This window comes from Flavobacterium sp. ASV13, from assembly GCF_000745775.1.
In the GTDB taxonomy this organism is placed as follows: domain Bacteria; phylum Bacteroidota; class Bacteroidia; order Flavobacteriales; family Flavobacteriaceae; genus Flavobacterium.
Window position 1 is genome coordinate 68,022 of the sequence record NZ_JQJY01000010.1, and the last position, 25,666, is coordinate 93,687.

At 34.8% G+C, this 25,666-nt stretch carries 11 protein-coding genes; all 11 read right to left on the reverse strand.

Features of this window, described 5'->3' with window-relative positions; translation table 11 throughout:
* Window positions 1-174 precede the first annotated feature (174 nt).
* Window positions 175-4,314: a hybrid sensor histidine kinase/response regulator transcription factor gene (locus GQ47_RS19935; RefSeq protein ID WP_035652209.1), complete on the reverse strand. Its 4,140-nt coding sequence runs from the start codon at window positions 4,312-4,314 to the stop codon at window positions 175-177.
* 142 nt (window positions 4,315-4,456) lie between these two features.
* Entirely contained in the window at window positions 4,457-7,051 is a 2,595-nt protein-coding gene (gene xyl3A, locus GQ47_RS19940; protein WP_035652211.1) for a xylan 1,4-beta-xylosidase, read from the reverse strand.
* Between the two features lie 85 nt (window positions 7,052-7,136).
* Window positions 7,137-9,602, reverse strand: coding sequence for a glycoside hydrolase family 95 protein (locus GQ47_RS19945; RefSeq protein ID WP_035652213.1), 2,466 nt, complete (start codon window positions 9,600-9,602; stop codon window positions 7,137-7,139).
* A gap of 42 nt (window positions 9,603-9,644) precedes the next feature.
* Window positions 9,645-12,362 (reverse strand): alpha/beta hydrolase-fold protein, encoded by a 2,718-nt coding sequence (locus tag GQ47_RS19950; RefSeq protein WP_035652216.1) that lies wholly within the window; start codon window positions 12,360-12,362, stop codon window positions 9,645-9,647.
* A gap of 81 nt (window positions 12,363-12,443) precedes the next feature.
* Window positions 12,444-14,117 carry a glycoside hydrolase family 43 protein gene (locus tag GQ47_RS19955; protein ID WP_238568016.1) on the reverse strand — a complete coding sequence of 558 codons (1,674 nt, stop codon included), beginning with the start codon at window positions 14,115-14,117 and terminating at the stop codon, window positions 12,444-12,446.
* A gap of 790 nt (window positions 14,118-14,907) precedes the next feature.
* On the reverse strand, window positions 14,908-15,858 hold the full coding sequence (locus GQ47_RS19960) for an aldo/keto reductase (RefSeq protein ID WP_035652221.1): 951 nt from the start codon (window positions 15,856-15,858) through the stop codon (window positions 14,908-14,910).
* Window positions 15,859-16,090: 232 nt separating this feature from the next.
* Window positions 16,091-16,930: a porin family protein gene (locus tag GQ47_RS19965; protein WP_035652223.1), complete on the reverse strand. Its 840-nt coding sequence runs from the start codon at window positions 16,928-16,930 to the stop codon at window positions 16,091-16,093.
* Between the two features lie 52 nt (window positions 16,931-16,982).
* A complete protein-coding gene (locus tag GQ47_RS23490; protein WP_051951675.1) occupies window positions 16,983-23,192 on the reverse strand; it encodes a T9SS type A sorting domain-containing protein in 6,210 nt (2,069 codons plus the stop codon).
* Between the two features lie 15 nt (window positions 23,193-23,207).
* Window positions 23,208-24,341, reverse strand: coding sequence for an ABC transporter substrate-binding protein (locus GQ47_RS19975; protein ID WP_035652225.1), 1,134 nt, complete (start codon window positions 24,339-24,341; stop codon window positions 23,208-23,210).
* A gap of 54 nt (window positions 24,342-24,395) precedes the next feature.
* Window positions 24,396-24,989, reverse strand: a complete 594-nt coding sequence (locus tag GQ47_RS19980) for a phage tail protein (RefSeq protein ID WP_035652228.1) — start codon at window positions 24,987-24,989, stop codon at window positions 24,396-24,398.
* A gap of 493 nt (window positions 24,990-25,482) precedes the next feature.
* Window positions 25,483-25,632: a bacteriocin gene (locus GQ47_RS23500; RefSeq protein ID WP_152561060.1), complete on the reverse strand. Its 150-nt coding sequence runs from the start codon at window positions 25,630-25,632 to the stop codon at window positions 25,483-25,485.
* Window positions 25,633-25,666: the final 34 nt, after the last annotated feature.

The following is a 25,666-nucleotide window of genomic DNA, read 5'->3' on the forward strand; positions in this document are numbered from 1 at the left end:
TTCTATTTCGCAATCAACAAGAGATGAAATCGAGCCTTATATTTCTTTTTTAAAAAAAATAAAAAAAGGCTAAAAACAACATAATAAGCGGTTTATAAAAACCTGTCAGACCCATTTCAAAGCAAAAAAAAAGACGAAATACTTCGTCTTTTTTTAGTAAAAAAATTGCCGTAATTAATTATTGTTTACTTTTTGTGTTGGCAGACATCCAAACTTTTCTTTATAACATTTAGTAAAATAAGAAGGTGAACTAAAACCTACTTTATAACTGATTTCCGTTATATTATCATTTCCTAATTCTATTAATTCTTTAGCCTTTTCTAAACGAACATTCCGAATAAATTCATTGACTGATACACCTGTTAATGTTTTAACTTTTCGATACAGCTGGCTTCTGCTCAAAAATACATTTGAAGCCAAAACTTCGACACTTAATTCGGTCTCACGAATATTTTCATTGATGTATTTCAGAACATTTTTTATGAATTCATTGTCTAAAGTCGTAGTTTTTTCTTTAGCTGTTGAAGTAATTCCGTTATAGAATTTATTGAACATAATTTGCCTGCTATTAATCAATTGTACTAAACTGGATCTCAAAATATCCATGTCAAACGGCTTACTCAAATAGATATCAGCGCCAGAATCAATTCCTTCCAATCTATCTTTAACCAAAGCTTTTGCAGACAACATCATTAACGGAATATGGCTCGTTTTTAAATTGGCTTTTATATTTTTACATAATTCCAAACCATTCATAACAGGCATAATCACGTCGGTTAAAATTAAATCAGGTAGTTTTTGCAAAGCTAAGTCCAGGCCAACTTGCCCATTTTCGGCAACGATGACTTTGTACTCTTTTTTGAGCTCATTTTTTAAATAATTCCGAAGTTCAACGTTGTCTTCAACAATCAAAATCGTATACGTTCGATCCTGATGTTCTTCCTCCTCTGTCAATTGAGTTTCTTCTTTTTCTACTATAGGCCTAAAGCTAATTTTGTTTTCCTTTTTATATTCTTCAAACAATATTTCGTTTTCATCAAAAAACTCTTTTCCAACAGGAAAAAGCAGTTTAAAAACGGTACCTACTCCCAATTCACTTTCAACTTCGATTATTCCTTTATGCAATTCTACAAATCCGCGAACAACTTCCAGACCAATACCAGTACTTCCATAATACGCCTTATTCAGATTGTTCACCTGATAGAAACGGTCAAAAATTCTTTTAATATCTTTTTTATCTAAACCTGAACCAGTGTCTTCAACAACTATGGTAAAATAAGGAGTAGCATCTGGTGAATCTATTAAAGGGAAATGAATTGGTTCATTATTAATGATGATTTTCACCATAATTTTTCCGTTATCCGGAGTAACTTTAAAAGCATTTGAAACTACATTAAAAATAATTTTTTCAAACATTTTCGGGTCGATCCAATCTTTTAATGCCGATTTATTTGACTCGAATTGAAGCTGAATTCCGCGACTTAATGCTTCTTCATTAAAATAACTGACAACTTCTTTTGTAAAACCAACCACTTCAATCAATTGTAGTTGAAGGCTCATTTTATTAAACTGAAGTTTATTAAAATCCATTAACTCATTAATCAGTCGGGAAAGTCTGTCAGAACTTTTTTGAATCGTTTGCAATTTATTCAGTACACCTTCTGGAAGCTGTTGACTATTATTTTTAATTATATCGCCTAAAGGATTTAATATCAATGTAAGCGGCGTTCTGAATTCATGTGAAATATTGGTAAAAAACTGTAATTTTTTATTGTTTAATTTTTCAATCTGAATGGCTTTTTGTTTTTCAAACTCGATCATTTGTTTTTGTTTGAATCGATTTTGATAATATTGATTGGCAAAATGAATTGCTGCCCCTAATAAAAGAGTATAAAATAAATACGCAAAAGATGTTTTCCACCAAGGCGGTAATATCTCGATTTTTAATTCCAGCGGCACCTTGCTCCAAGCACCATTTTTTTCTGAAGCTTTAACTTTAAATGTATAATTTCCGGGAGCTAAATTGGTATAAGTTGCCGAACGTTTGTTTCCGACATAATTCCACGAATCATCAAAACCTTCTAAATAATAGGCAAATTCATTTCGGGCCGGAAAAGAATAATTTACCGCAATAAAATCAATTGTAAATACAGACTGATCGTGTTTAAGAATTATTTTTTTTGTTTCAGAAAGTACTTTTATTAGTGGCGAATTTTTTTCAAGTGGCCCGACCGATTTATTAAAAAGCTTTAAATCAGTAAAATAAACAGGCAATTGTTTTTTGCTTCTAACTAAATTAGAAGGATTAAAATAGTTTAAACCCTCATAGCTCCCAAAATAAAGCATTCCATCTTCATCTCTTAAAACTGCATTGTTATTGAAGTCATTCCCTAGCAAACCATCATACGTAGAATAGTTGACTGTAGTATTGTTTTTTAAATTCAGTTTGGTGATTCCTTTCTTTCCGCTTAACCAAATGCATCCATCATTAGATTCTGTAATCGCCGAAATAGATTTTTCATGCAGTCCTTTAAAGTTTATGTACCACTTTAGAAGATCTGTTTTTTTATTGTAACTGAACAATCCTGCACCATCAGTACCAATCCAGATTTCTTTGTTTTTAGCCTGATATAAAGCATTGATTGTATGAGTACTTTTATGATTTTTAAGTTTCTCCGACATTTTATCTCTAAAAGAAGTCACAGAAAAAGTGATAAAATCATTCGTAACCACTTTATAAAGTCCAGTTGTTGAACCAACCCAAACGGCATCATCTGAATCAACCATTACATTTCTAATGTCAATATTTGTTATTGCATTTGTCAAAAATGGCTTCGCATTGCAATGGTGAAATTGTCCGTCTGACGGGGTATAATAATGCAGTCCTTTAGCAAAAGTTCCAATCCAAATTACACCTCTGGAATCTTCAGTAATGCTCATAATATTATCTGAGGCCAGATTAGGAGTATTTTTGGTATTATAATTAATAAAACTCCTGCTTCCTTTCTTTAAAAGAAAAATTCCCTCATTCCAGCTTGACAACCAGATATTTTGTTTTTTGTCAATAAATACCTTTGTGATATTATCATTGGTTAATCCAGAATATAGACTAGGATCTGATTTGGTAATATGTTTAAAGTCTTTGGTTGTGGGATTATAAACATCCACTCCGCCACCTTCCATGGAAATCCATAATTGTCCCTGATGGTCTTTGGCAATTCCAGTTACACAATTTGTTTGTAAGGATTGTGGATTTCCCGGCAAACTTTCTATGATATTGACTTTACTGTTTATTTTATCAAAAACACCTAAGCCTTTATTATAATAACCAAGCCAAATTCTATTCTCTTTGTCTAATAATAAAGACCAAACCGAATTTGAGCTTAAACTGCGCGTATTGAATTTGCTGTTTACATATTTTTTTTGAACAGCACCCTGATCGTCTACAATGATTAAACCGTCATTTTCGGTCGCGCAAAGAATTGTTTTAGAATCTCTTGCCAAAATTGACATGATCCTTTTTTTGGTAATTGGATAGAAAAAAGCCTGTTTAACCTTAGAATGTAAATCTACTTTTATTAAACCTTTAAATCCGTCGCCAATCCATAAATTTTGATTACTGTCTAAACACATTGACACGATGCTTGCCGATAGTATCCGATTGTCATTACCAATGTTAACCTTTTTAGTCTCATTTTTTATAGGGTCGAATACTTTCAAACCTAAGTTTGTCCCCAAGTAAATTGTTCCTTTTTTATCTTTTACAAGACTATTGATAAGATAATTTGAGTTATTTGCTACATCAGAATTAACTTTGGTAATTTCCCGCGTCGTAGTATTTAATTTTAGTAAACCGTTATTAACTGTTCCTAACATTAGATTTCCATTATTATCTTCAATAATGCTTTTAATAGAAATTACAGTTTCCTTTTTAATTTTCTTTTGAATATCAATACTCTCAAAATTATCTAAGTTTCGATTATAAAGACACAATCCTTCATCTGTCCCTATCCACAACCGGTTGCGAGTATCTACATAAGTAGCATAAATCAAATTGCTATTAATAGAATTACTTTTCTTGGAATTTTGCTCATACGCAACATAATTAACTCCATCGTATTTAAATAAACCAGCGCCATTTGTACCCATCCACAAAAAACCAGACTGATCCTGTGAAATAGTATAAATGCCACTTTTCGAAGCTTCTTTATCTACTAATCGAAATTGATAGTTTTCAAATTTATCTTGAGAAAACAAATTGTTTACTACAAAAAATAAAATAACTATCGCTCTAACACAATTTTTTGGAGCCATAAATTATTGAGGAAATTTAAATTAAATATATACTTTTTAATTGAAAATGCAATTATTAACATGTTAATTAAAAATAGTATTAGAATTTTAAGCTTACTTCGAAAAACAGTACTTCTCAAAGCAGGCGCCGAATCCCTGTAAATTACTGAACAATTACTTTAGTCATTTTTAGATCTTCAGTGGCTGAACTATTACCATAATACACCTCATACTCACCTGGAATTACCTTCATATTTTTAATATTTTGATCATAAAATTCAAATGAAGACGACGGCAAATCAATAGTTACATTTTGACTTTCTCCCGCTTTTAAATTGATTCGTTTAAAAGCTTTTAAGGTTTTTAATGGACCATCTGTATCATTTAATTTTTTGATGTATACCTGAACAATCTCTGTTCCTGGAAGTTTACTGACATTTTTTATTGAAAAATTCAATTGTGTACTTTCATTTGATTTTATTTTTGTCTTGGACAGTTTTGCTGTACTTATATTGAATTTAGAATAACTCAAACCAAAACCAAAAGGGAACAAAACATCTGTTGTATATCTGTATGTGCGTCCTTTCATTGAATAGTCTTCAAAATCGCCTAAAATGTCTGAGTTTTTATAAAATGAAACCGGAAGTTTTCCGCCAGGATTATAATCTCCAAAAAGTACATCGGCGACAGCCTGACCTCCCAATTCTCCTGGATACCATGCTTGTAAAATGGCATCGCAACTTGATGTCTCTGGCGTTAAAGCAATTGCAGAACCTGAGCAGTTTACAAAAACCACTTTTTTACCAGCAGCTTTTAATTCTTGCAAACATTTTCTTTGAACTGCAGGAAGTTCTATATTCGTTCTGTCACCGCCTTTAAAACCCGGATAAGAAACCGGCATTTCTTCGCCCTCAAGCAAAGTCGAAAGTCCACCTACAAAAACCACAGTATCAATGCCTTTTAATTTCTGGATTAATCCTCCGAAATCTATATCAAACTCTTTTCCGAAATCAAATTCAAGATTCGCCTGCCAATTGTTTGACTGAGCATACAGAATTTCGATTTTATATTTTTTACCCGCTTCAACTACAAATGGAATTTTTCCTGGCAACGTTCTCCAAGTAGTATATTTTGCTTTTGAAATTCCGTCAACTAGTAATTCGAAAACGCCGCAAGCTCCTGTTTTAAATACAAGTGTATCATTTGACGTGGCTAAAAATTCTGTCTCATATTTTGCCGAAAATCCTTCTAATTTAACTCCAGAAGCAAATTCATGCTGACCGGCAGTTGTCATTTTTATAGGATTTAAAATCTGTTGTGAGACAACTGGAATACCTTCCCTATTCGGGTTATTCCAGAAAGTTGCCTTCATCCCTTTTTTTCCTTCAAATGAAATTTGACTGAAATAACTTTGATTTACTTTATCTTCTACTAAATCACAACCTTTATCATAAAAGATTTTATTAGCCGTAATTTTTGATTCTATTCCGTTTTTAATAGTTGTCGTTTTTACGGGCGTACCGTTATAATTTCCCCATAACATTGGTTCATCGTCGGCATTTGGACCAATAACTGCCACTTTGTGAATTGTTTTATTTAAAGGAAGAATATTATTTTTATTTTGCAAAAGTGTCATTGACTCCTGAGCCATTTCAAGCGCTAACTTTTGATGCTCTTTACTATTAAGTACGGTTGCTGGAATTTGAGTCCACGGAACAGTGGCATCATCATCCATTTCACCCAAATCAAAACGCCCAATTAAAACGCGAAGTAAGCTTTTGTTAATATCAGATTCTTTTATTAAATCTTTCTCTACTGCTTCTGGCAAATTTTTAAAAGGATATTTTTCCCAAACGCATTCGACATCAGTTCCTGCAAGTACGGCTTTAGATGCCGCATGTGTAGCATCAGACGAAACTTTATGAGTGGTATAAAAATCAGTAACCGCTCCGCAATCCGATACTACCATATATTTATAACCCCATTCGTCACGAAGAATGCCTTGCAATAAACGAGTATTACTACAACATGGTTCATCATCTAAACGCTGATAAGCACACATTACCTGACGAACATCGGCATCCTGAACCAATGATTTAAATGCTGGCAGATACGTTTCGTACAATTCTCGCGGATTAACATTATTAAGATTCAATTCGTGCCTGCTCCACTCAGGTCCAGAATGAACCGCAAAATGTTTCGCACAAGCCAAAAGTTTTCGGTATTTAGCATCCGCAGGACCTTGCAATCCTTTAACAACAGAGATTCCCATTCGCGAAGTAAGATATGGGTCTTCTCCATAAGTTTCCTGGCCACGACCCCAGCGCGGATCTCTAAATATATTTACATTCGGAGTCCAAACCGAAAGACTTAAAAAACGCTTATTTTCATTACCGTTTTTAATCCACTGATTGTATTTAGCACGAGCTTCATCTGAAACAGCGTCAAAAACATGATATAGCAACTGATCATCAAATGATGCTGCCATCCCAATAGGCTCAGGAAAAACCGTTACATTATCATTATTAGCATAACCGTGTAAAGCTTCACTCCACCAATTGAATTTTTTGATTCCTAATCGTGGTATGGCATCACTTTGATCGCACATTAATGCTGCTTTTTCTTCGAGTGTCAATCGTGAAATTAGATCTTTTGCACGTTCTGCCGAACTAAGAGAAGGATTCTTAAAAGGATATTGCTGTGCATTGGCACAAAAAAACGATAGTAAACTTATTATAAATACAAACTGATTTTTCATGTTTTCTTTGAATTTAATGTGAACATTTTTAAAATTCGTCTTTTAATCTTCGCTGCTTTTAATGAAATAAATACAATTGAATTATTTATTCCTTAATTGAGAAATTGTATATTTTACCTTTTTCAGTACCAATATCATATAAAAATGTTGGTTGAATCTCCAAAGGTTTAATAGAAGCTTCTTTAGCTATAATGGGCTTTTTGACCTCGTTTGTTTGGTAAAAAACATTTGAATTAACTCCCGAAGCAGTTTTAAAATTCATTTTATTTTTGGCAATGATTTGATTTGGAGTTCTCAATCTAAGGTTTCCTCCAAGATTGGACTGAATACTGACAGCAATTAATTTTCCATTTTTCCATTTCATATCTTTAATTTCAAATCCTCCTCTTGCTTTCAAACCTGTTATTTCTCCATATTCTTTCAAAGCATCTGGAAGAGCGGGAAGTAAATGAATGGCCTCATCTGAACTTTGCATCAACATTTCTGTAATTCCCGATGTGCATCCAAAATTCCCATCAATTTGAAAAGGTGGATGTGCATCAAAAAGATTATTATAAGTACCGCCTCCGCCAGTATTTACACCAAGCGGAGTTAATTGGTTTTTAATTAAACTATAAGCGTGGTTTCCATCCTGCATTTTTGCCCACCAGTTTACTTTCCAGCCCATACTCCATCCTGTAGAAATATCGCCTCTTTGCAACAATGTATTCTTTGCTGCTGCAAAAAGTTCAGGCGTTTTATAAGCCGAAATCTGATTAGAAGGATACAAACCGTACAAATGTGAAATATGACGATGATTATCTTTGGGATCATCTACATCATCCATCCATTCCTGAAGCTGATTATGTTTTCCTATTTGCATTGGCGGAAGCATGCTTCGCAACGTTCTCAAACTATCGGCATATTGTTTATCTTTTCCTAATGCTTCGGACGCTTTTATTGCAGTGCTAAAAACATCAAAAACAATTTGATTATCCATCGTTGATCCTGCAGTGACTGCTGAACCTTGATGCGCTTCCGGACTATTTTCCGGCGAATTTCCTGGAGCAACGACCAGCCAACCATTTTCAGGATCTTTTACAAGGAAATCAGCATAAAAATCGGCAGCTCCTTTAAGCACTTCATATACTGATTGAAGATAGTCCTTATCCCCAGTATAAAGATAATGCTCCCAAAGATGTTGACTCAGCCACCCTCCACCAGCATTCCAAACACCCCAAGTTGCGCCATCAACAGCACCGTTAATTCTCCATATATCCGTATTATGATGCGCCATCCAGCCACGGGCTCCGTACATTACTTTTGCCGTTTCTTTTCCGGTTTGAGCTAATTCCTGAATCATTTTTAAAAGAGGCTCATGCATTTCTGATAAATTGGTTTTCTCAGCTGGCCAGTAATTCATTTCGGTATTTATATTGATCGTATATTTACTGTCCCACGCTGGATTCATGCTGTGATTCCAAATACCTTGCAAATTGGCAGGCTGACCACCTGGTTGTGAAGATGAAATCAATAAATATCGTCCGTATTGAAAATAAAGCGTTACAAAAGATGGATCTGAAACATTCCTGAAATTCGCCAGTCTTTCATCTGTTGGAAACTTAGATGCGGTAGTTACGCCCAAATCAAGTTTTACTTTTTTAAAATACTTTTGATAATAAGCAATATGAGCTTTCTTCATTATATCATATTTCTTATCAAATGCCTTGTCTAAAAAAGATTTTGCAAATTCCTTTTCATTACCGCTGATATCGTTGTAATTAATAAAATTACTCACAATTGACACATAAATCAAAACGGAATCTGCGCCTTCAATTTTTATAGAATTGCCAGAAGTTTTTGTAATTCCACCGTTAACTTTAAACCTCGCTAATGCGTTAAAATTGACTTTTCCATCTACACCTTCATGATCACTTGTTGTTCCCGAAAGTGAAATTTCATTCTTGTTTTCAACTTTAATTTCCTGTTTTTTATGTTCAGAAGTGAAAGCTGCTGTAAATGATATTTTACCCGGTTTATCAGCAGAGAGTTTTATCACTAAAACCCGATCAAGAAAAGACATAAATGCTTCTCGGGTATAAATAATGCCTTGTACTTTATAAACTGTTTTTGCAATAGCATTCTCTATATTAAGTTCTCGGTAATAATCGGTAAAGTTTTGATGATTCGAAAAATCCAGTTCTAAGTTTCCTACGGGCTGAAACATTTGCCCGTGGGATTTTTTAGTGATTATATTTTCATTAATGAGTTTTTCAGCTTTTTTATATTCCTTCTGAAAAATAAGTCTTCGAATTTCACTCAATGCATTTTTTGCATCAGGATTGTCATTTCTGTTCGGACTTCCACTCCATACGCTTGCTTCATTTAATTGAAAAATTTCTTTTTCTACATTCCCATATACCATAGCGCCTTGAAAACCATTTCCAATTGGCAAGGCATTTTCCCAAACTGTACCGGCAGGATTTTTATACCAAAGCTTTAAATCATTTGTCTGTTGTGCAGATAATGAAATTCCAAAAAACAGTACTATGGCAATTAAATATGTTTTCATAACTTTTTTTGTTGTCTTTTGGGATTCATTGACGCATTTGAATTAATTAAATAACAAAGGAGCAAACATAAATAAATCATGTCTCCATACCGGCCAGGTATGACCTCCCGAATACTCACTATATTGATATTTAATACCCATTTGGTCAAACTTGCTCATCATTATTTTGCAATTTTCATAAGCGATATCTTCCTTACCGCCCATTGAAATCCAAAAATTTTTAATATTTGAATTAATGGTTGCAGTATTATTTTTCATAAACTCATATTGAGGTCCTGATAATGTGTCATTATTTGCCCACCAGCCAGAGCTAAATAAGCCTATACTGGAAAACATATCTGAGTTTTTAATACCTGCATAAAGTGTCTGCAAGCCTCCCATCGACAATCCAGCTAAAGCTCTGTTTTTAGCATCTGTTGCAACTTTAAAATTACTTTCAACAAAAGGAATTGCGCCATTTTTTAATTCATTTTCAAAAGCTTTCAAAGCATTTTCATTAAAACCGGCAACTCCTCCTGTATTTCCCATATTGCCATCCAGCATAACGATTACCATAGGTTTTGCTTTCTTTTCGGCTATTAAATTGTCTAAGATTAAATTCGCCTTACCTTGAGTGGCCCATCCGGTTTGGTCCTCGCCTCCTCCATGCAACAGATATAAAACAGGATATTTTTCGGTCGAATTTTCATAACCTGGAGGAGTATAAACATACATTTCACGCCAAGAATTAGTTGCTTTTGAAAAGTATTTTTTAATTCTGACATCGCCATGCGGAACCATTTTTAAGGCATAAAAATCGCCTTCTTTATTCGGAATTTCAATACCGCTTGCCATACGTCCCATACCATAAAAGGTTTCGCTTGACGGATCAGCAACGGCCACACCATCAATTAGTAACGAGTAATAATTAAAACCTTTATTGATTACGCTCGTTGTGGTAGTCCATAATCCATCTGAATCTCTCGACATATCATATTTTTTGCCTAAATCAATCTGTACTTTCGAAGCTTCTGGCGCTTTTATTTTAAAAACCACACGATTATCCGGCAATATTTGAGGATACTTAGCATTACGGATGTTGGTCTGAGCCTGATCGCCTAAAATCGTATATTCTGAAAAAATGGACTGATCTACAGGTTTAAATAAAAACTGCGAAAACATATATAATCCGTTTTTCCAAACTTTAAAATCATGCACACCAGGTTCTAAATAGTAAATATGAGGCACATCATTTTTATATAAATAATCATGTGTGCGCTTGCTGTTCATGATCAGCCAATCATTATCACCACAGGAAATCCAAAGTAGTTTTAATTTCTTTTTTGCTTCTTCGGGATTCGGAAGCAATTCTTCAGGCATTTTGGTATTTGGTGCAGCTGAAAATGCACCAACCCATGCAAATTTATCCAGGTTTCCTAAACCGAAATTCAAAGATTGTCCTCCGCCCATTGATAAACCGGCAATTGCGCGGTGCTCTCTGTCTTTATAAACAGGGTATTTTTTTTCGATAAATGGAATTAAATCGGTCAGTAAATCTTTTTCAAAGGTTGAAAAGGCTTGTACTTTATCCGGAGCCATTATATTTCCTGAAGCACTATCATCTTTCATCGCTCTTCCGTTTGGCATCACAACGATCATAGGTTCTAATTTTCCTTCAGCATAAAGATTATCTAATATAATTTGTGGATTTCCTCCTTTTAGCCATTCATTTTCATCACCGCCTATTCCATGCAAAAGATACAAAACAGCGTATTTTTTCTTTGTATTAAAGCCCGGCGGCGTATATACATTGGCTTTTCTTATGGATCCAACTGTTTTAGATTCATAACTAATCATTTCTACTTTACCGGTCGCTACGTTTGAATTTACCTGATCAAAACCAATTGGCGCGCTAACCCTGAAAAAATCTTTTCCATTATACAATTTATACCCTAACAACGATAACATTTTCTCGCCATAACGATTTCCTAAATCGCGATAACCTGCTGCGTTAAAATGCAAATTATCGGCTTCAGCTTTACATCCGCTTGAAGAAATAACATAGGAATTAGGTATTGTTTTAGGAAGTGTGGCTATGATTTTATTCATACTTCCGCATTTGCCATTTTGGTCTTCATTTACCGTTTCTCCCGAAAGCAATGGAACTTTATTAGGGTCGAGATTCAAATCTTTCATCAAATTATCGTAAACGATTTTTACCTTTTTCGGCCAAAGCGTATCACCAGTATTAGACTCTCCTTGATGCAGTAAAATTCCTTTAATTACACCTTTTTTTTGAGCAATCTTAGCCATTTCAACCAATCTTTGATATGGATTGTCGTTGTATTGTTTTAGAATACCTTTCATCCAGTCTGGTGCCGTTGCAACATATTCTGATGTTTTATCCTTATCAAAAAGCTCGATTTTACAACCTCCGACAGCTACATTTATAACACCAACTTTTATATTCTTTGGCAGATTGGCAATTAAAGTTCTCCCAAAATAATCCACTGGAGTCAACCCGGTAGTACATCGGCATAATGGAGGAACAGCAGTGTACCAATTCCCCTTTGAACGTCCAATTTCAGGACAATCTACTGTTTCCAAGACCTGAAATCGATCATCAACTGCAGTGATGTCCTGAGACTCAATTTTGGCATAACCTTCCATATTTGATTGGCCAAAGCTTAAGTAGACATGAAAATTTGGGTCTTGGGAATATCCTTTTTGTCCTAGTAATAAAAGAACAGTAAATGCAAAAAATCTAATTATTGATGTCATTATATGGTGGTATTTAGTGTCAAAAATTATTATTTAAATGCCTGAATTATAAAATTCAATTGTTTTTAAAGATCTCTCTTTTTACTCAGCATGAGCATCATTTGCTGCGGTCGCGTATAAACCTACCAAAGCTCCTGTAAAACCTCCAGCCACATTTGTTGAAAGAATATCTCCAGAAACGCTTCCTCCCAAATTTTCAAAATCAACACCATTTAGAGCATAGCTAAATTGGTAACTGTCACCTGTTGCCTTAACCTGCAGACGGATATTCTTTTTGATTTCAATTTTAGTGCTTGCAATAATTTTTGATTGCCCCTTTTCTGTTCTTTGTAATACTACATAGGTATCTTTTCCTTTTTTGGTTATACCAAAAACATAGTTAAAGCGTTCGCTCTGGAGGCAAACAATTCCTGCCAAATCCTTTTCAGATGCAGGTTTATAATCTATTGTTGATGCAAAAGAAAAAGTATTGTGCTGCTGTCTGTAAAAAAGTGTCGAAGTTGGTTTTACTTCTTTAATATTAACTTCAAAAGGCTTGATTTGTAGTCCTTTTTTAGTTACTGTACTAAAACTTTCTCGAGGCCCTCTAAGTCCTATCCATCTGTAATCTAATTTTTCAGATGTGAAATTTTCAGTGAACGTAAAATTTCCATTAGGAAAAAATCCGTCTTTGCCTGTTTTGTTTTCAGTAACTCCTTTCGGCATTTTTATTTTTGGCTCAAGAGGAACTAATCCGTTTTCAAAAACAGGAAAAATTCCAGACCAATCTACAGGCAACATAAACGTTTCACGGCCCGTGTTCACTCTGTTTTTATCATTTGGACGAATACCCAGAAACACACCGTAATATTTATTATCAGGTCCAAGAACTAAATCGGCATGTCCTGCCCAATCCACTTTATCAGTCCTGTTTTGTGGAAAATAACGTTGTGTCAAGATTGGATTATTAGATGCGGGTTTGAATGTCCCTTTTGGATTATCGCTGATAAAAATAACTTCACTATGATTATCTCCAGTTCCTCCTTCGGCACACATTAAATAATAACGTCCGTCTTTTTTATACAAATGTGGTGCTTCAATCCAAATTGGTTTTTTAGAAAGATCTACACCTCCGTCTACAATAATTTTATCAGAACCTGGGATTACTTTATCATTTACAAGATCATATTCCCAAACTTTAATTACGCGATGACCTTCGTACAATGCTTTTCCTTTGTCTGGAGCATCGTTGTGTACGATATATCCTTTTCCGTTATCATCAAAGAAAATACACGGGTCAATTCCATCAAAACCTAATTTTATTGGACTTCCCCACCCTTTCATAGGATCTTTAGTTTTTACTATAATGTTACCCATTCCTCCTGTAAAGGCGGTTACAATCATATAAAAAGTATCATTATGTGGATTATAAGTTATACCTGGTGCATATACGCCCTGACTAATTCCGGTATCGTGCGGATTAAATTCTGAAACTTTATTTAATACTCCACCCAAGTCGGTCCAATTCACTAAATCTTTAGAATGGAAAATTGGCACTCCGGGAAACATAGCAAATGAAGAACAAACCATATAATAGTCATCTCCTTTTCGAGTTAAAGCCGGATCAGGATAACATCCTTGTAAAATTGGAGTATAAAATTCATCTGGTTTTAAAGGGTTATTTTTATATATAAGATCATCTCCCTGATAAATGACATTTGAAAAAATAGGCATTTCTTTAATTGACCCATTTTTAAAGCTGTTTTTAACTGTCATTACATTAAAAGAGAAAAGAAAAAATAGTAATACCGACAGGCAATAAATTTGTTTTTGGTTCATCTTGTTAAATCTTAATTATTAAAAAAATCAATTGAATTAGAGCACTTACCTCAAATTTCTTTCTAATTAATAAGTGTATATTTTACAAATATAGAAAAACATTTTAATACACAACCGGTTGTTTTATCATTTATTTTTTTAAATCAATAAAAATATAACAGATAAAAAACACATAACGCAATAACACTACTAAAGTTTTAAATTTAATATGCCAAAAAGATATAAGAAAAATTAAAAATTCCGGCAAAAGCTTTTACTTCCTAATAGTTGCAATTTTCTCATTCTATCATAATAAAAAATGATTTTCATTAGAAGGTTGACGAATGCAAATTTTAAAACACTAAATCAAAATCATATAAATTTCTCTTCTGGTAAAAACTTAGTTTTAAATTATTCTATTGGATAATAGAAAGGTCAGAAACAATTAAAATCAAACACTCTTATGGAATACGAAAAACAATATTATGCGCCCGAAGGATTTGGAACCGATACTACTTCATATGAAGAAGACCTTTTGTACTATGAAAATGAATGGGAAAAGTAAAATCAACTAGTTTTATAAAAAAAGACTATTATATTCTATTTATCCTATTGAAAAAAAACTCCTCCACTCTCTTCAATAAAAAATTATTCATTTCAGGCTAAATAGCAAAAAGAAAAAGCCTCCAATAAAAGAGGCTTTTTTACAATAAAAATATAGCAACATACTTGTTTTAGCAGCGCTGCTTTAGCTCCATTCCGGAAACTGGGTTTTATTTAAATCCAGCTTTTCAATTGCACTTATGTCTTCATGATTAAGTTTGAAATCAAATATATTCAGATTTTCTACAATATGTGCCTTTTGGGAAGATCTTGGAATCGCAACAATACCACGCTGATAATGCCATCTCAAATTGACCTGAGCAACTGTTTTGTTGTACTTTTTCGCAATTTGAGCAAATACTTCATCTGTAAAAAGTCCATTTCGACCTTCAGCAAAAGGTGCCCATGCTTCCATCTGAACATTATGTTTCTTCAGCAAATTATATGAATTGCCTTGCTGAAAATAAGCATGTGTCTCAATCTGATTCACTACCGGTTTTACCTGAGCATAAGACAAAAGATCGGCCAGCTGTTCTGAATCGAAGTTACTTATTCCTATAGCTCTGATTTTTCCAGCCGCGTAAAGTTCTTCCATTGCTTTCCAGGATCCTTTTACATCACCTCTTGGACGATGAATAAGATACAGATCAAGATATTCGAGTCCTAATTTTGTAAGTGTCTCTTCAAAACCTTTTTTAGCATTCTCATAACCAGCATCATCAACCCATAGTTTCGAAGTAACAAAAAGTTGTTTTCTATCAATTCCACTTTGCTTTATTGCTTTACCTACCGCTTCTTCATTTCCATACACTTTTGCGGTATCAATAAGACGGTATCCTACTGATATAGCATCGGCTACAGATTGCTGACATACTTCTCCTCTAAGTCCATAAGTTCCAAATCCAAGCATAGGCATTTTTACGCCATTATTCAGCTTAACATCTGGGATGTTGGCAGAATCTTTATCCATTAAAACATTTCCGAATAAATTGGGCATACCAAACATGCCTAAGTAAATGCCGGCAGCTGCCAGTTTTACACCGCTTTGTAAAAATCTGCGTCGGTTTATTTCATTTTTTTGGTTTTGAGAATTCATGTTGTTTTTTGTATTAGTCAATTCATATCAGTTAATAAAAGTATATATTATATTTTAAATAAAATGCTTAATTTTTTAATATAACGTAATTATTAAAAGAGAGTAAAAAAAGCTATTATTCAATAAAATTATGAATAAATTTTTCCTTCTGTTTTATTTAAAACCTTCTGTTTACTGAACAAAAAAAAGAGCTGTTAGTTGAAACAGCTCTTAGAATAGATTTTTATTTAATTTATTGTAGTGCGAATCTTAATTTAAGTCCGTAAGAGACTAATCTTCCATTTGTAGCAAAACCTGAACTAGACACACTGTTATATTGCAAAACAACAGGTATTTCAGGATTATATTGTACAAGGTTTTTAGCTTCGTTATTATCATAGATATCATTCAATCCATAATCTAAATAGGCTCCAATATATATCGAATTTCTAGTACTGATTACCTGTTTTAAACCGGTTTCAAAAGTTACTGAATATGAAACTTTGTTATTAAGATCCTGTTCTGGCGTTTCTACATTATTTGTGCTTGCGAAGCCGGCAAATGCAGGGCCAAATAATTCTACATTGTATTGAGGATAATATCCGCTTGTTGTTAGATTTGAAATTGTCGATTGATAACTTCCGCTTGATGCGAAACCAATTTTTGCTGCAGCCGCAACATATAATTTTGATGTACCGGGAGTTTCAAACTGAATACCAATAGGAACATTAATATATCCTAATTTTTGTTCCTCTCTATAATTTGCTGCTTTGTATCTAAATTCAAATGACTCATTTTCAGCATCAACAGCATTATATTGACCTCCTAGTGAGCCAAATTTAAAGTCAGAATTATATGTCTGATATTCCACACCAATACCAATACTTAATCCTTTATTTAAATAATAAGAATAACGAAGACCCGCGTTCATTCCATTTCCTTCAACAGACTGACCAATTGTAGTAGCTTTTACAAATGAAAATGGACCTCCTATTGATATTGAGAACTCGTGTTTTTTATCCTGACCATAATTGTTAAAACATGCCGCTAAAAATGCAACAATTACAAGAAGTGATTTTATATATTTTTTCATCTTAACTTAATTTATGCCAATGCCCTTTGTATCAAGCATTGGCAGGGTTTATTTATTTTACAATTACTTTGAAAGATTTTTTTGCATTTGGAGTTTCCAGAACTACAAGATACATATTGCTTTCAGTTGTTTCAGGTAATTGTATTTCGGTAACGACTGCAGATGATTGTACAGTTTTGATTAATTTGCCTGAGACAGAATAAAGACTAATTTGCATTTTCTCTAATTCTTCTTTAGGGAAATCCGCTTCTACTGTAAGTACTTTTCCAACCTCAACAGGGTTAGGATAAAGTTTTGCCTGAAGCGAATTTGTAAGTTTGATTTTTGTTGAACACGTTTGTAAAACTTTTCCATCTTTGGTAGTCATTTTTACCATATAATCGGCATTAGCATCTAAAGTTGAACTTGTATCATTACCTGCTGAATAATATTGACCAGTTCCAACTAATTGTCCGTTTTTAAACCATTGGTACGATACAAATTCATAACCTCCGTTTGTTTGTGGATTATTGTTTACAAGCAATACATTGTTGAACTTTTGATGTACTATATCGTAGAAACCAAATGGTTTTTCAACTGTAATAGAATAAGTGGCAGATGTACTTCCATCTTCGGATGTAATCGTTGCGTTTTGAGTATAAATTCCAGGTTTTGGAGTTTGCAAAGTAAAGTTTACAGAAGGCGTAATTGTCGCATTTGATTCGTTGACAATTGAAACTGTTGGATTATTGTCACCGCAAGGCAATAAATAGTTTATTGTTTTTCCTGGGTTTACAAAAACTTTAGATCCTATTGTAATGCTCTTAACGTCGATATTGTTGTTAAGAATTACTAATAATTGCGAAACATCTGTTGCAGCAAGATAATTACTATTTCCAGCTTGTTGAGCAGTAATTAAGACTTGACCAGATCTTAGCATAGTAACAGCACCAGTTGTTGAAACTGTAGCTGGTGGCAATGCTGAACTGTATGTAGATGTAAAAGTTATTGGTAAACCAGCACTTGAAGTTGCTACGAGATTAAAATTATTATTTGCTCCAAGTGTCTTAACCGGAATAGCACTGAATGTAATTTGTTGTGAAGCTTTCTTGATTACAAGATTAGCTGTTAGTACTATTGGTGAACAATTTGGTGAACTAACTGATGGTGTAATTGTAGCAGTAACAACATAAGTTCCGGCATTTGTCGAAATATTATTTGCAGAATAAACCACAGTAGCTCCAGTTGGCAAATTCGCAACCTGAAGAGAATGCGGATTTCCATCATATGTAAATTCAGCATCACTTAGAGTAACCAAACTAATTGGAGAATCAAGTACTTTTATAGTTTGCGTTTGTGTAGTATTGTTTCCACTTGCATCTGCATATTTCCATGTTATAACATAAGTTCCTACGACATTATAAGTCAAAGGATCAGTTGTAGTTCCATTAATAACTCCTGAGCAATTATCTGTTGCAGTTGGAATAGCAATTTCGGATGTTAAAACAGAACAATAGTTAGTAATCACCGGAAGATTGGCAACGTTCGGTACCGGAGCAGTTACATCTGGAGTTGTGATTATGTTTATTGTTTTAGTAATAAAACATCCATTGGCATCAGTAATTGTTACGGTATAAGTGTTTGGACTTAATCCTGTTGCAGTTGCTGCAGTTCCGCCAGATGGTGCCCAAGAATAAGTGTAAGCTCCAGTTCCACCAGTTGCATTTACTGTTGCGGTTCCGTCATTTGCACCATTACAAGAAACATCTGTTTTAGAAGTTGTTGCAGTTAGTAATGCAGGTTGAGTTATAACAACATTTACGGTTGTTTGACATGCATTTGCGTCAGTAACAGTAACTGTGTATGTTCCGGCTAATAATCCTGTTGCTGTTGCTGCAGTTCCGCCAGTTGGTGACCATGCATAAGTATAAGGAGCAGTTCCTCCAGTCGCATTTACTGTTGCTGATCCGTTTGAACCACCATTACAAGAAACATTTACTTGAGTTGCTGTCGCAACAAGTGCTGCAGGTTCAGTTATAATTACGGTTGTTAAAGTCACACATAAATTAGCGTCTGTAACCTTTATACTATAATTTCCCGGTGCAAGACCAGTTGCCGTTGCAGCTGTTCCACCAGAAGGAGACCATAAGTAAGTGTAAGAACCTGTACCTCCTGTTGTAGTTACAGTTGCTGATCCGTTATTTGCACCATTACAAGATATATTTGTAGACGTAACAGTTGAAGTAAGCAAGGTAGGTTCTGTAATAGTAACGCTAGCAGTAGTTTGACATAGATTTGCATCTTTAATCGTTACTACATAAATCCCCGGCGCAAGGCCAGAAGCCGTAGCTGCTGTTCCGCCAGAAGGTGACCAGGAATAAGTATAAGCGCCGGTTCCGCCCGTTACATTTACAGTAGCCGTTCCGTCATTTGAGCCGTTACAAGTAACATTTGTTTTAGATGTTGTAGCCGCAAGAGCTGTAGGTTGTGTAATAGTAACGCTGGCAGTTGTTTGGCATAAATTTGCATCATTAACGGTTACTGTATAAGTTCCGGCTAATAATCCTGTTGCAGTTGCTGCAGTTCCGCCAGAAGGAGACCATGAATAAGTGTAAGCTCCAGTTCCACCAGTTACATTAACTGTTGCAGATCCGTTTGAACCACTATTACAAGAAACATTTACTTGAGTTGTTGTTGCAACAAGTGCAGCAGGTTCTGTAATAGTAAAACTTTGTGTTTTTGTACATAAGTTGGCATCTTTTACTGTAACGGTATAAGTTCCTGCAGAAAGCCCTGAAGCTGTTGCAGCAGTTCCACCAGAAGGAGCCCATGAATAAGTATAACCACCTGTTCCGCCTGTTACTGTAACGCTTGCAGAACCATTAGCTCCACTATTACAAGAAACATTTGTTTGAGAATTTGGAGTAACCACAAGCGCCGAAGGTTCCGTGATTGTAAAGTTTTTCACAATCGAACAACCATTAGAAGAAGTAATTGTTACGGAATAATTGCCTGCACTAAGATTAGATGCGGTATCGGTATTTCCTCCAGATGGTGACCACACATATGTAAAAGGCCCCGGAGCACCACTTGGTACGACAGAAGCTGATCCTGTTGCAGATCCATTACATAATATATTAGTTTGCGAAGTACTAGCGACTAAAGTATTTGTAGAAGTGACAACAAAGTTTTTAGTTAATGTACAACCATTGGCATCAGTAATCAAGACACTATAATTACCAGCTGACAATCCAGTTACATTTGAAGTTGTAGCGCCAGATGGCGACCATAGATAGGTATATGGAGTAGTTCCTCCACTAACAGACACCGCTGCTTGACCACCAGTTGAACAAGTTGCATTGATTTGACTTGTTGTTGCTGATAAAAGTGATGGTTGAGTAATTGTAAAATTTTGTGTTATGGTACATCCATTAGCATCAGTAACTAAGCAGCTGTAATTACCAATTGTTAGCCCTGTAGCTGTAGCAGCAGTTCCACCAGAAGGCGACCATAGATAAGTATAAGAACCGGATCCACCAGAAACATTTACTGTAGCTGTACCTGTAGCACCACCATTACAAAGGACATTTGTTTGTGATTGTGTTGCTGTAAGAAGAGCAGGTTGATTTATAGTAACGCTTTGAACAACCTGACATATATTAGCATCTGCGATTGTTACGGTATAAGTACCAGCTACAAGCCCACTAGCAGTAGCAGCAGTTCCTCCGGTAGGAGACCATGAGTAAGTATAGGCACCTGTTCCGCCTGTTACGGCTACTGTTGCAGTTCCATTCGCTCCTCCATTGCAAGAAACATCAGTTTTTGTAATTGTTGGTGATAATGCTGCGGGAGTATTAATTGTAAGATTTTTTATAAGAGTACAACCGTTAGCATCTGTAATAGTACAAGTATAATTTCCTGCTGGTCTGCCATTAACTGAGCTTGTTGTACCCCCCAATGGAGCCCAAAGATAAGTATATCCCGGAGTACCACCAGATACTGTTACACTTGCAGAGCCATTACTTCCTCCATAACAACTTACGCCTATTGCCGCAGTTGTTGCTGATAGCGCAGCAGCAGGTTGAGTGATCGTAAAGGCTTGAGTTGATTGACATAAATTTGCATCCGTAACAGTAACTATATATGTTCCAGCCGCTAATCCTGTAGCTGTAGCTGCAGTTCCGCCGGATGGTGCCCATGAATAGGTATATGAGCCAGTTCCTCCACTAGCTGAAATAGTTGCAGATCCAGTAGCATCACCGTAGCATGCAATATTTGTTTGGGCTACAGGTGAAGCAATTAAAGCACTCGGCTCGCTAATAGTAAAACTTTGAGTAGTTTGACAAGAGTTTGCATCAGTGACAGTAACAGTGTATGTTCCAGCTGTTAATCCTGTAGCTGTAGCTGCAGTTCCACCAGAAGGTGACCAAGAATAAGTGTAAGCGCCAGTTCCTCCTGTAACATTTACTGTTGCAGACCCTGTTGCAGATCCATTACATAAAATATTGGTTTGAGCTCCAGCTGAAGCTACTAAAGCATTCGTTGGGCCTCCCACAACAATATTGCTTACCGTTGTTGAACACGAATTAGCATCTGTGATTGTTATACTATAAGTTCCGGCAGCTAATCCACTTGCAGTTGCAGCCGTTCCTCCAGAAGGCGACCATGAATAGGTATAAGGAGCTATACCACCAGAAGCTGTAACAGTTGCCGTACCATTTGTTCCTCCAAAACATGAAACTGAAGTTGTACTAGCTGTACCCGATAATACAGGTGGCTGATCAATTACAATATTATTGATTGTTTTAGTGCAAGAATTCGCATCAGTAATTGTTACACTATATGTTCCAGCTACAAGATTTGATGCGGTTGCGGTTATAACACCATTTGACCATAAATAAGTATATGGAGTTGTACCTCCAGATGGAGCAACGGTTGCAGAACCATTTGTATCTCCGTTACATGAAACCGAAACTTTAGAAACTATGCCTGATAATACATTTGGCTGATTAATAGTAACGCTTCTTGTTATTTGTGTTGATTCACCATCTGTAACGGTCACGGTGTAAGTTCCAGCAAGAAGATTAGATGCTGTTGCACCAGTTCCGCCAGAAGGAGACCAGGAATAAGTATAAGGAGTTGTTCCTCCTGTTGGTGATACTGTAGCTGAACCAGTAGTGCCTCCATTACAACTTACATCAATTTTTGAAGGAGTAGGCGCAGTTAATGCTGCTCCAGTAGTAAACGTTAAATCATTACCATAACTCGTTCCTGCGCTATTTGTGGCATAGGCTCTAAAATGTATTGTTGTAGCTGCTGGAAGTCCGGTTATTATTGCACTATATGTACCAGTGCCGCTGCCAATTGGAACTGTTGCATTAGTGGTAACAACCGGATTTGCTGATGTAGACCAAACAATTCCTCTAACCACAGATGAATCACCTCCATCAGCAGATACGGAACCTCCGAGCGTAGCTGAAACTGATTTTATATTTGATGCTGCAGCAGAACTTACTGTTGCCACTACAGCCGTAGATACATTAGGAACAGAAAAGTTTGATGGTAAAATTCCTAAATCTACAGTATTGCTCTTACTCCAGTTTGCTTGATTATTAATACTTGCCAATAAATCAGCAGAAGTGCCGGTTAAGGTGCCTGTATATTTAGCATTTGCCATTTCAGTTACTCCGGGATATAATGAAATACAATTTACACCATTAGTTAATCCCATAGGAAGAGCACTTGAATTCCCTCCACTTGTATTGTCAGTATTCCAAGTTGTAACAGGATCATAATCTGAAGAATTATAATCTGCATGTACACCTGCAATAAATGTAGGTGCGTTTGGAGAAACAGGCTGTACACCAGCAGAAGATAAATAGGCAAGCATTTGATCTCCCCCGCTCAGGTTAAAACCAGTAAAACCAGATGCTAAACCAAGACCTGTTGTACCGGTAACAGTAAGCACGTCAGCTGTTGTTGTTTCTATTACCGAAACAATAGTTCCGGCGGGAACTGTACCTGGTACATTCCATTGCAAATGCATTTCAGTACTTCCTGTTACCCATGTCGAAGTAGTTCGATTCCAACCACGATCAGTAAAATAGATAGTGGTACCGGCTGGTATTGCTTTTAAGGTAATAAAAGTAAAACCATCTTGGGCAGGCGCTCCGGTTTGATAACCTATAAAGGCAATATCTCCAGCGCTGACTTGTGCATTTATTTTTTGCTCTACAAAAAACGAACACAAAAGCATAATAAATAAGAGTAATTTTTTTTTCATAACATACAATTTAGTTTAATGACACAGATAAGCATTCTGCCAACCGCCTAATTTTTCAGGTTTTGTAGTTGAGGTAAAAGCCTTAATAAAATGTCCGTCATTTATCAATGTTTCAATTTTTCTAAAGCTTATAGTATCAGGAGAGTCCAGATTTATTTCATAGATATGATGATTAAATATTGTTCTGTTTGTTTCCTTGTCAAAGCGAATAGTTCCTCTGGGTCCGGCAATATTTAATTCTGTAATAGCATCAATTAAAGAGTTTTTAGTAAAATTACTTGCGTTATGAAGTATGCTCTTTAATATCAGTCCGTTTTCATATCCTAGGATCGAAAAAACAGATGGATTCTCTGAATAAGTATTGAAATATTCGTTTGTAAAATCTAATGTTTCAGTATCATTTTGCATCCATGAACTGACTACGTAAAGATTGTAAGGATTGCTTTTATACTCTTCCAGAATTTTATCATTAATAAAAAACGGAGTAACATAAAAAGGATATTTTTGGGTAATTTTATTTTGAGTTATAAAATTGGCATTCTCTTCGGCATATAAACCACTGTAAAATGCAAAAACAGCATCGGGTTTGTGATTGCTAATGGTATAATCCATATATAAAGCTTCGTTTTCTCTTGGCAAAAAAGGAGTTATATAATGCCCTGAAAAATTAGATTTTTCTGTTAATGCTTGCTCAATAGCGGTAAGCATACCATAACCGGAATCATAAAAAGAAGTTGAAGTAACAATTTTTTGATAATTCTTGTTTGAAAAATAGATACCTAAATGAAAGCACGATTCACTTAGCCCAAATGAATTAATGTATACTCCTTTTTGAGCTTTGGCTTCATAAGGTACAGTTGCCCCAAGGTCTGCGGCTAGTAATAAAATATCACTTTTTGAAGCATAATTATATACTTCCGTTATATTATAATGTCCAAAAAAGCCGATAATAATTGAGATATCTTCCTGAAAATTCATTTTTTGAATTTTCTCAATTATCATGTTCTCGTCTGCACCAATACCAATGCTTTCAACAAAGAACTTTACATTAAGAGCATTAAGCTTTAATCCTCTCATAAAATCTTTATCTAAACCGGGATACTGTTGTGACTTTGGAATTAAAATTCCTATTTTGATTTCGTTATCCATAAAATAAGATTAAAAAACAGAGGCAAATATTTTACCTCTGTTTTATACTTAATATTAGCTACGTGGAGGAAAAACTCCTTCCATAGCAATACAAAAATTAGTACCCAAATATGGATTTCTAAGTCCAAATGGCTGACTGCCTCCAGCTATAGATGTAGAACCAGCTATACTAGAAGTTATACCTCCAACCTTAACTGTAGTTCCAGTAGGCTCACAATAAATATTTGGTGTAGCACCAGCTGCCCCTAAATAATTAGAACCACTATCCGTTTCATTAGAATTTGTTCCACCACTATAAGCAAGTGCGCTAGTAGCTAAATTTACCTGATTAGCACCAGTTCCAGCATTGATTTGGTGATTGTGCATAGGCATATTGTTGATTGTTAACGTAACACTTTCTGTTCCGCTAACTTCTCCCAAAGTAATAAGACTTAAACCAGGTCCCTGACCAACACCTACCATGCTGCGGCTTCTTAAATCTGGTAAAGCAAATGTAGTTTGTCCATTTCCACCGTAAGTAGTTCCTAGTAATGAAAAAAGCGCAGTATTTTGAGCTATAGATATTAATTGTCCACTGCATGTTGCCCAACCTCTTGGTGCAAAATCAAAACCAAAAGCCATAATTGATCCTAAAAAAATGTCATTCATAATTTTTTAATTAATTGGTTAATATTTGTTTTTTGATTTGTAAATAATTTGTCAGATAAAAAAATAGTTCTGACAGTTTTTTATTACATCGCTAAATTAATTTATATAAAGAGTTTTGGAACAGGTGTTTATACCTGTTTTTTACAGAACATACACATAAACATTTGAACAATAATGCTTTGAAAATTGTACTTATCTTAAATTAATTGAGAAAAACCTAAAATGGAGACAAAAACACAGGAAATTTGGTACTAAAAAAACTAATAATCAAAGGAATTGTTTATTATCATCAGGCAAAATATCATGTAGGATTTTGTGCCGATATCAGCAAAGAGAAAGCTGATTTTATGTATGCATTATGGGGAAGATTTTATGCAAAAAATTGTTTATCCCTAAACTATTAATATAAAAAAAACTGTCTGCAAATAAAATTGCAGACAGTTTAATTTTTGAGTCAAATCACTATTAATAATGACTTAATCAAAAGCTCCTATTAACAAGGAACCCATCTATCTCTAATTGGGTCTTCGCAAATTTCATCTTCACGATATCCACCAACAATTGTTTTCAATTGTTTTTCATTCAATTTCTGAACATCTTTAGCAATAAATTTTTTAACTTCTTTTGTTTTTAAAAATTTCATAATATGTTATTTGGGTTAATTTATATTCCAATCA

Excerpts from the sequence above, each read along its gene's own strand:
- GQ47_RS19975 (WP_035652225.1), bottom strand. The coding sequence starts at position 24,341 with ATGGATAACGAAATCAAAATAGGAATTTTAATTCCAAAGTCACAACAG.
- xyl3A (WP_035652211.1), bottom strand. The coding sequence starts at position 7,051 with ATGAAAAATCAGTTTGTATTTATAATAAGTTTACTATCGTTTTTTTGT.
- GQ47_RS23490 (WP_051951675.1), bottom strand. The coding sequence starts at position 23,192 with ATGAAAAAAAAATTACTCTTATTTATTATGCTTTTGTGTTCGTTTTTT.
- GQ47_RS19960 (WP_035652221.1), bottom strand. The coding sequence starts at position 15,858 with ATGAATTCTCAAAACCAAAAAAATGAAATAAACCGACGCAGATTTTTA.
- GQ47_RS19955 (WP_238568016.1), bottom strand. The coding sequence starts at position 14,117 with ATGACAGTTAAAAACAGCTTTAAAAATGGGTCAATTAAAGAAATGCCT.
- GQ47_RS19950 (WP_035652216.1), bottom strand. The coding sequence starts at position 12,362 with ATGACATCAATAATTAGATTTTTTGCATTTACTGTTCTTTTATTACTA.
- GQ47_RS19965 (WP_035652223.1), bottom strand. The coding sequence starts at position 16,930 with ATGAAAAAATATATAAAATCACTTCTTGTAATTGTTGCATTTTTAGCG.
- GQ47_RS19980 (WP_035652228.1), bottom strand. The coding sequence starts at position 24,989 with ATGAATGACATTTTTTTAGGATCAATTATGGCTTTTGGTTTTGATTTT.
- GQ47_RS19945 (WP_035652213.1), bottom strand. The coding sequence starts at position 9,602 with ATGAAAACATATTTAATTGCCATAGTACTGTTTTTTGGAATTTCATTA.
- GQ47_RS23500 (WP_152561060.1), bottom strand. The coding sequence starts at position 25,632 with ATGAAATTTTTAAAAACAAAAGAAGTTAAAAAATTTATTGCTAAAGAT.
- GQ47_RS19935 (WP_035652209.1), bottom strand. The coding sequence starts at position 4,314 with ATGGCTCCAAAAAATTGTGTTAGAGCGATAGTTATTTTATTTTTTGTA.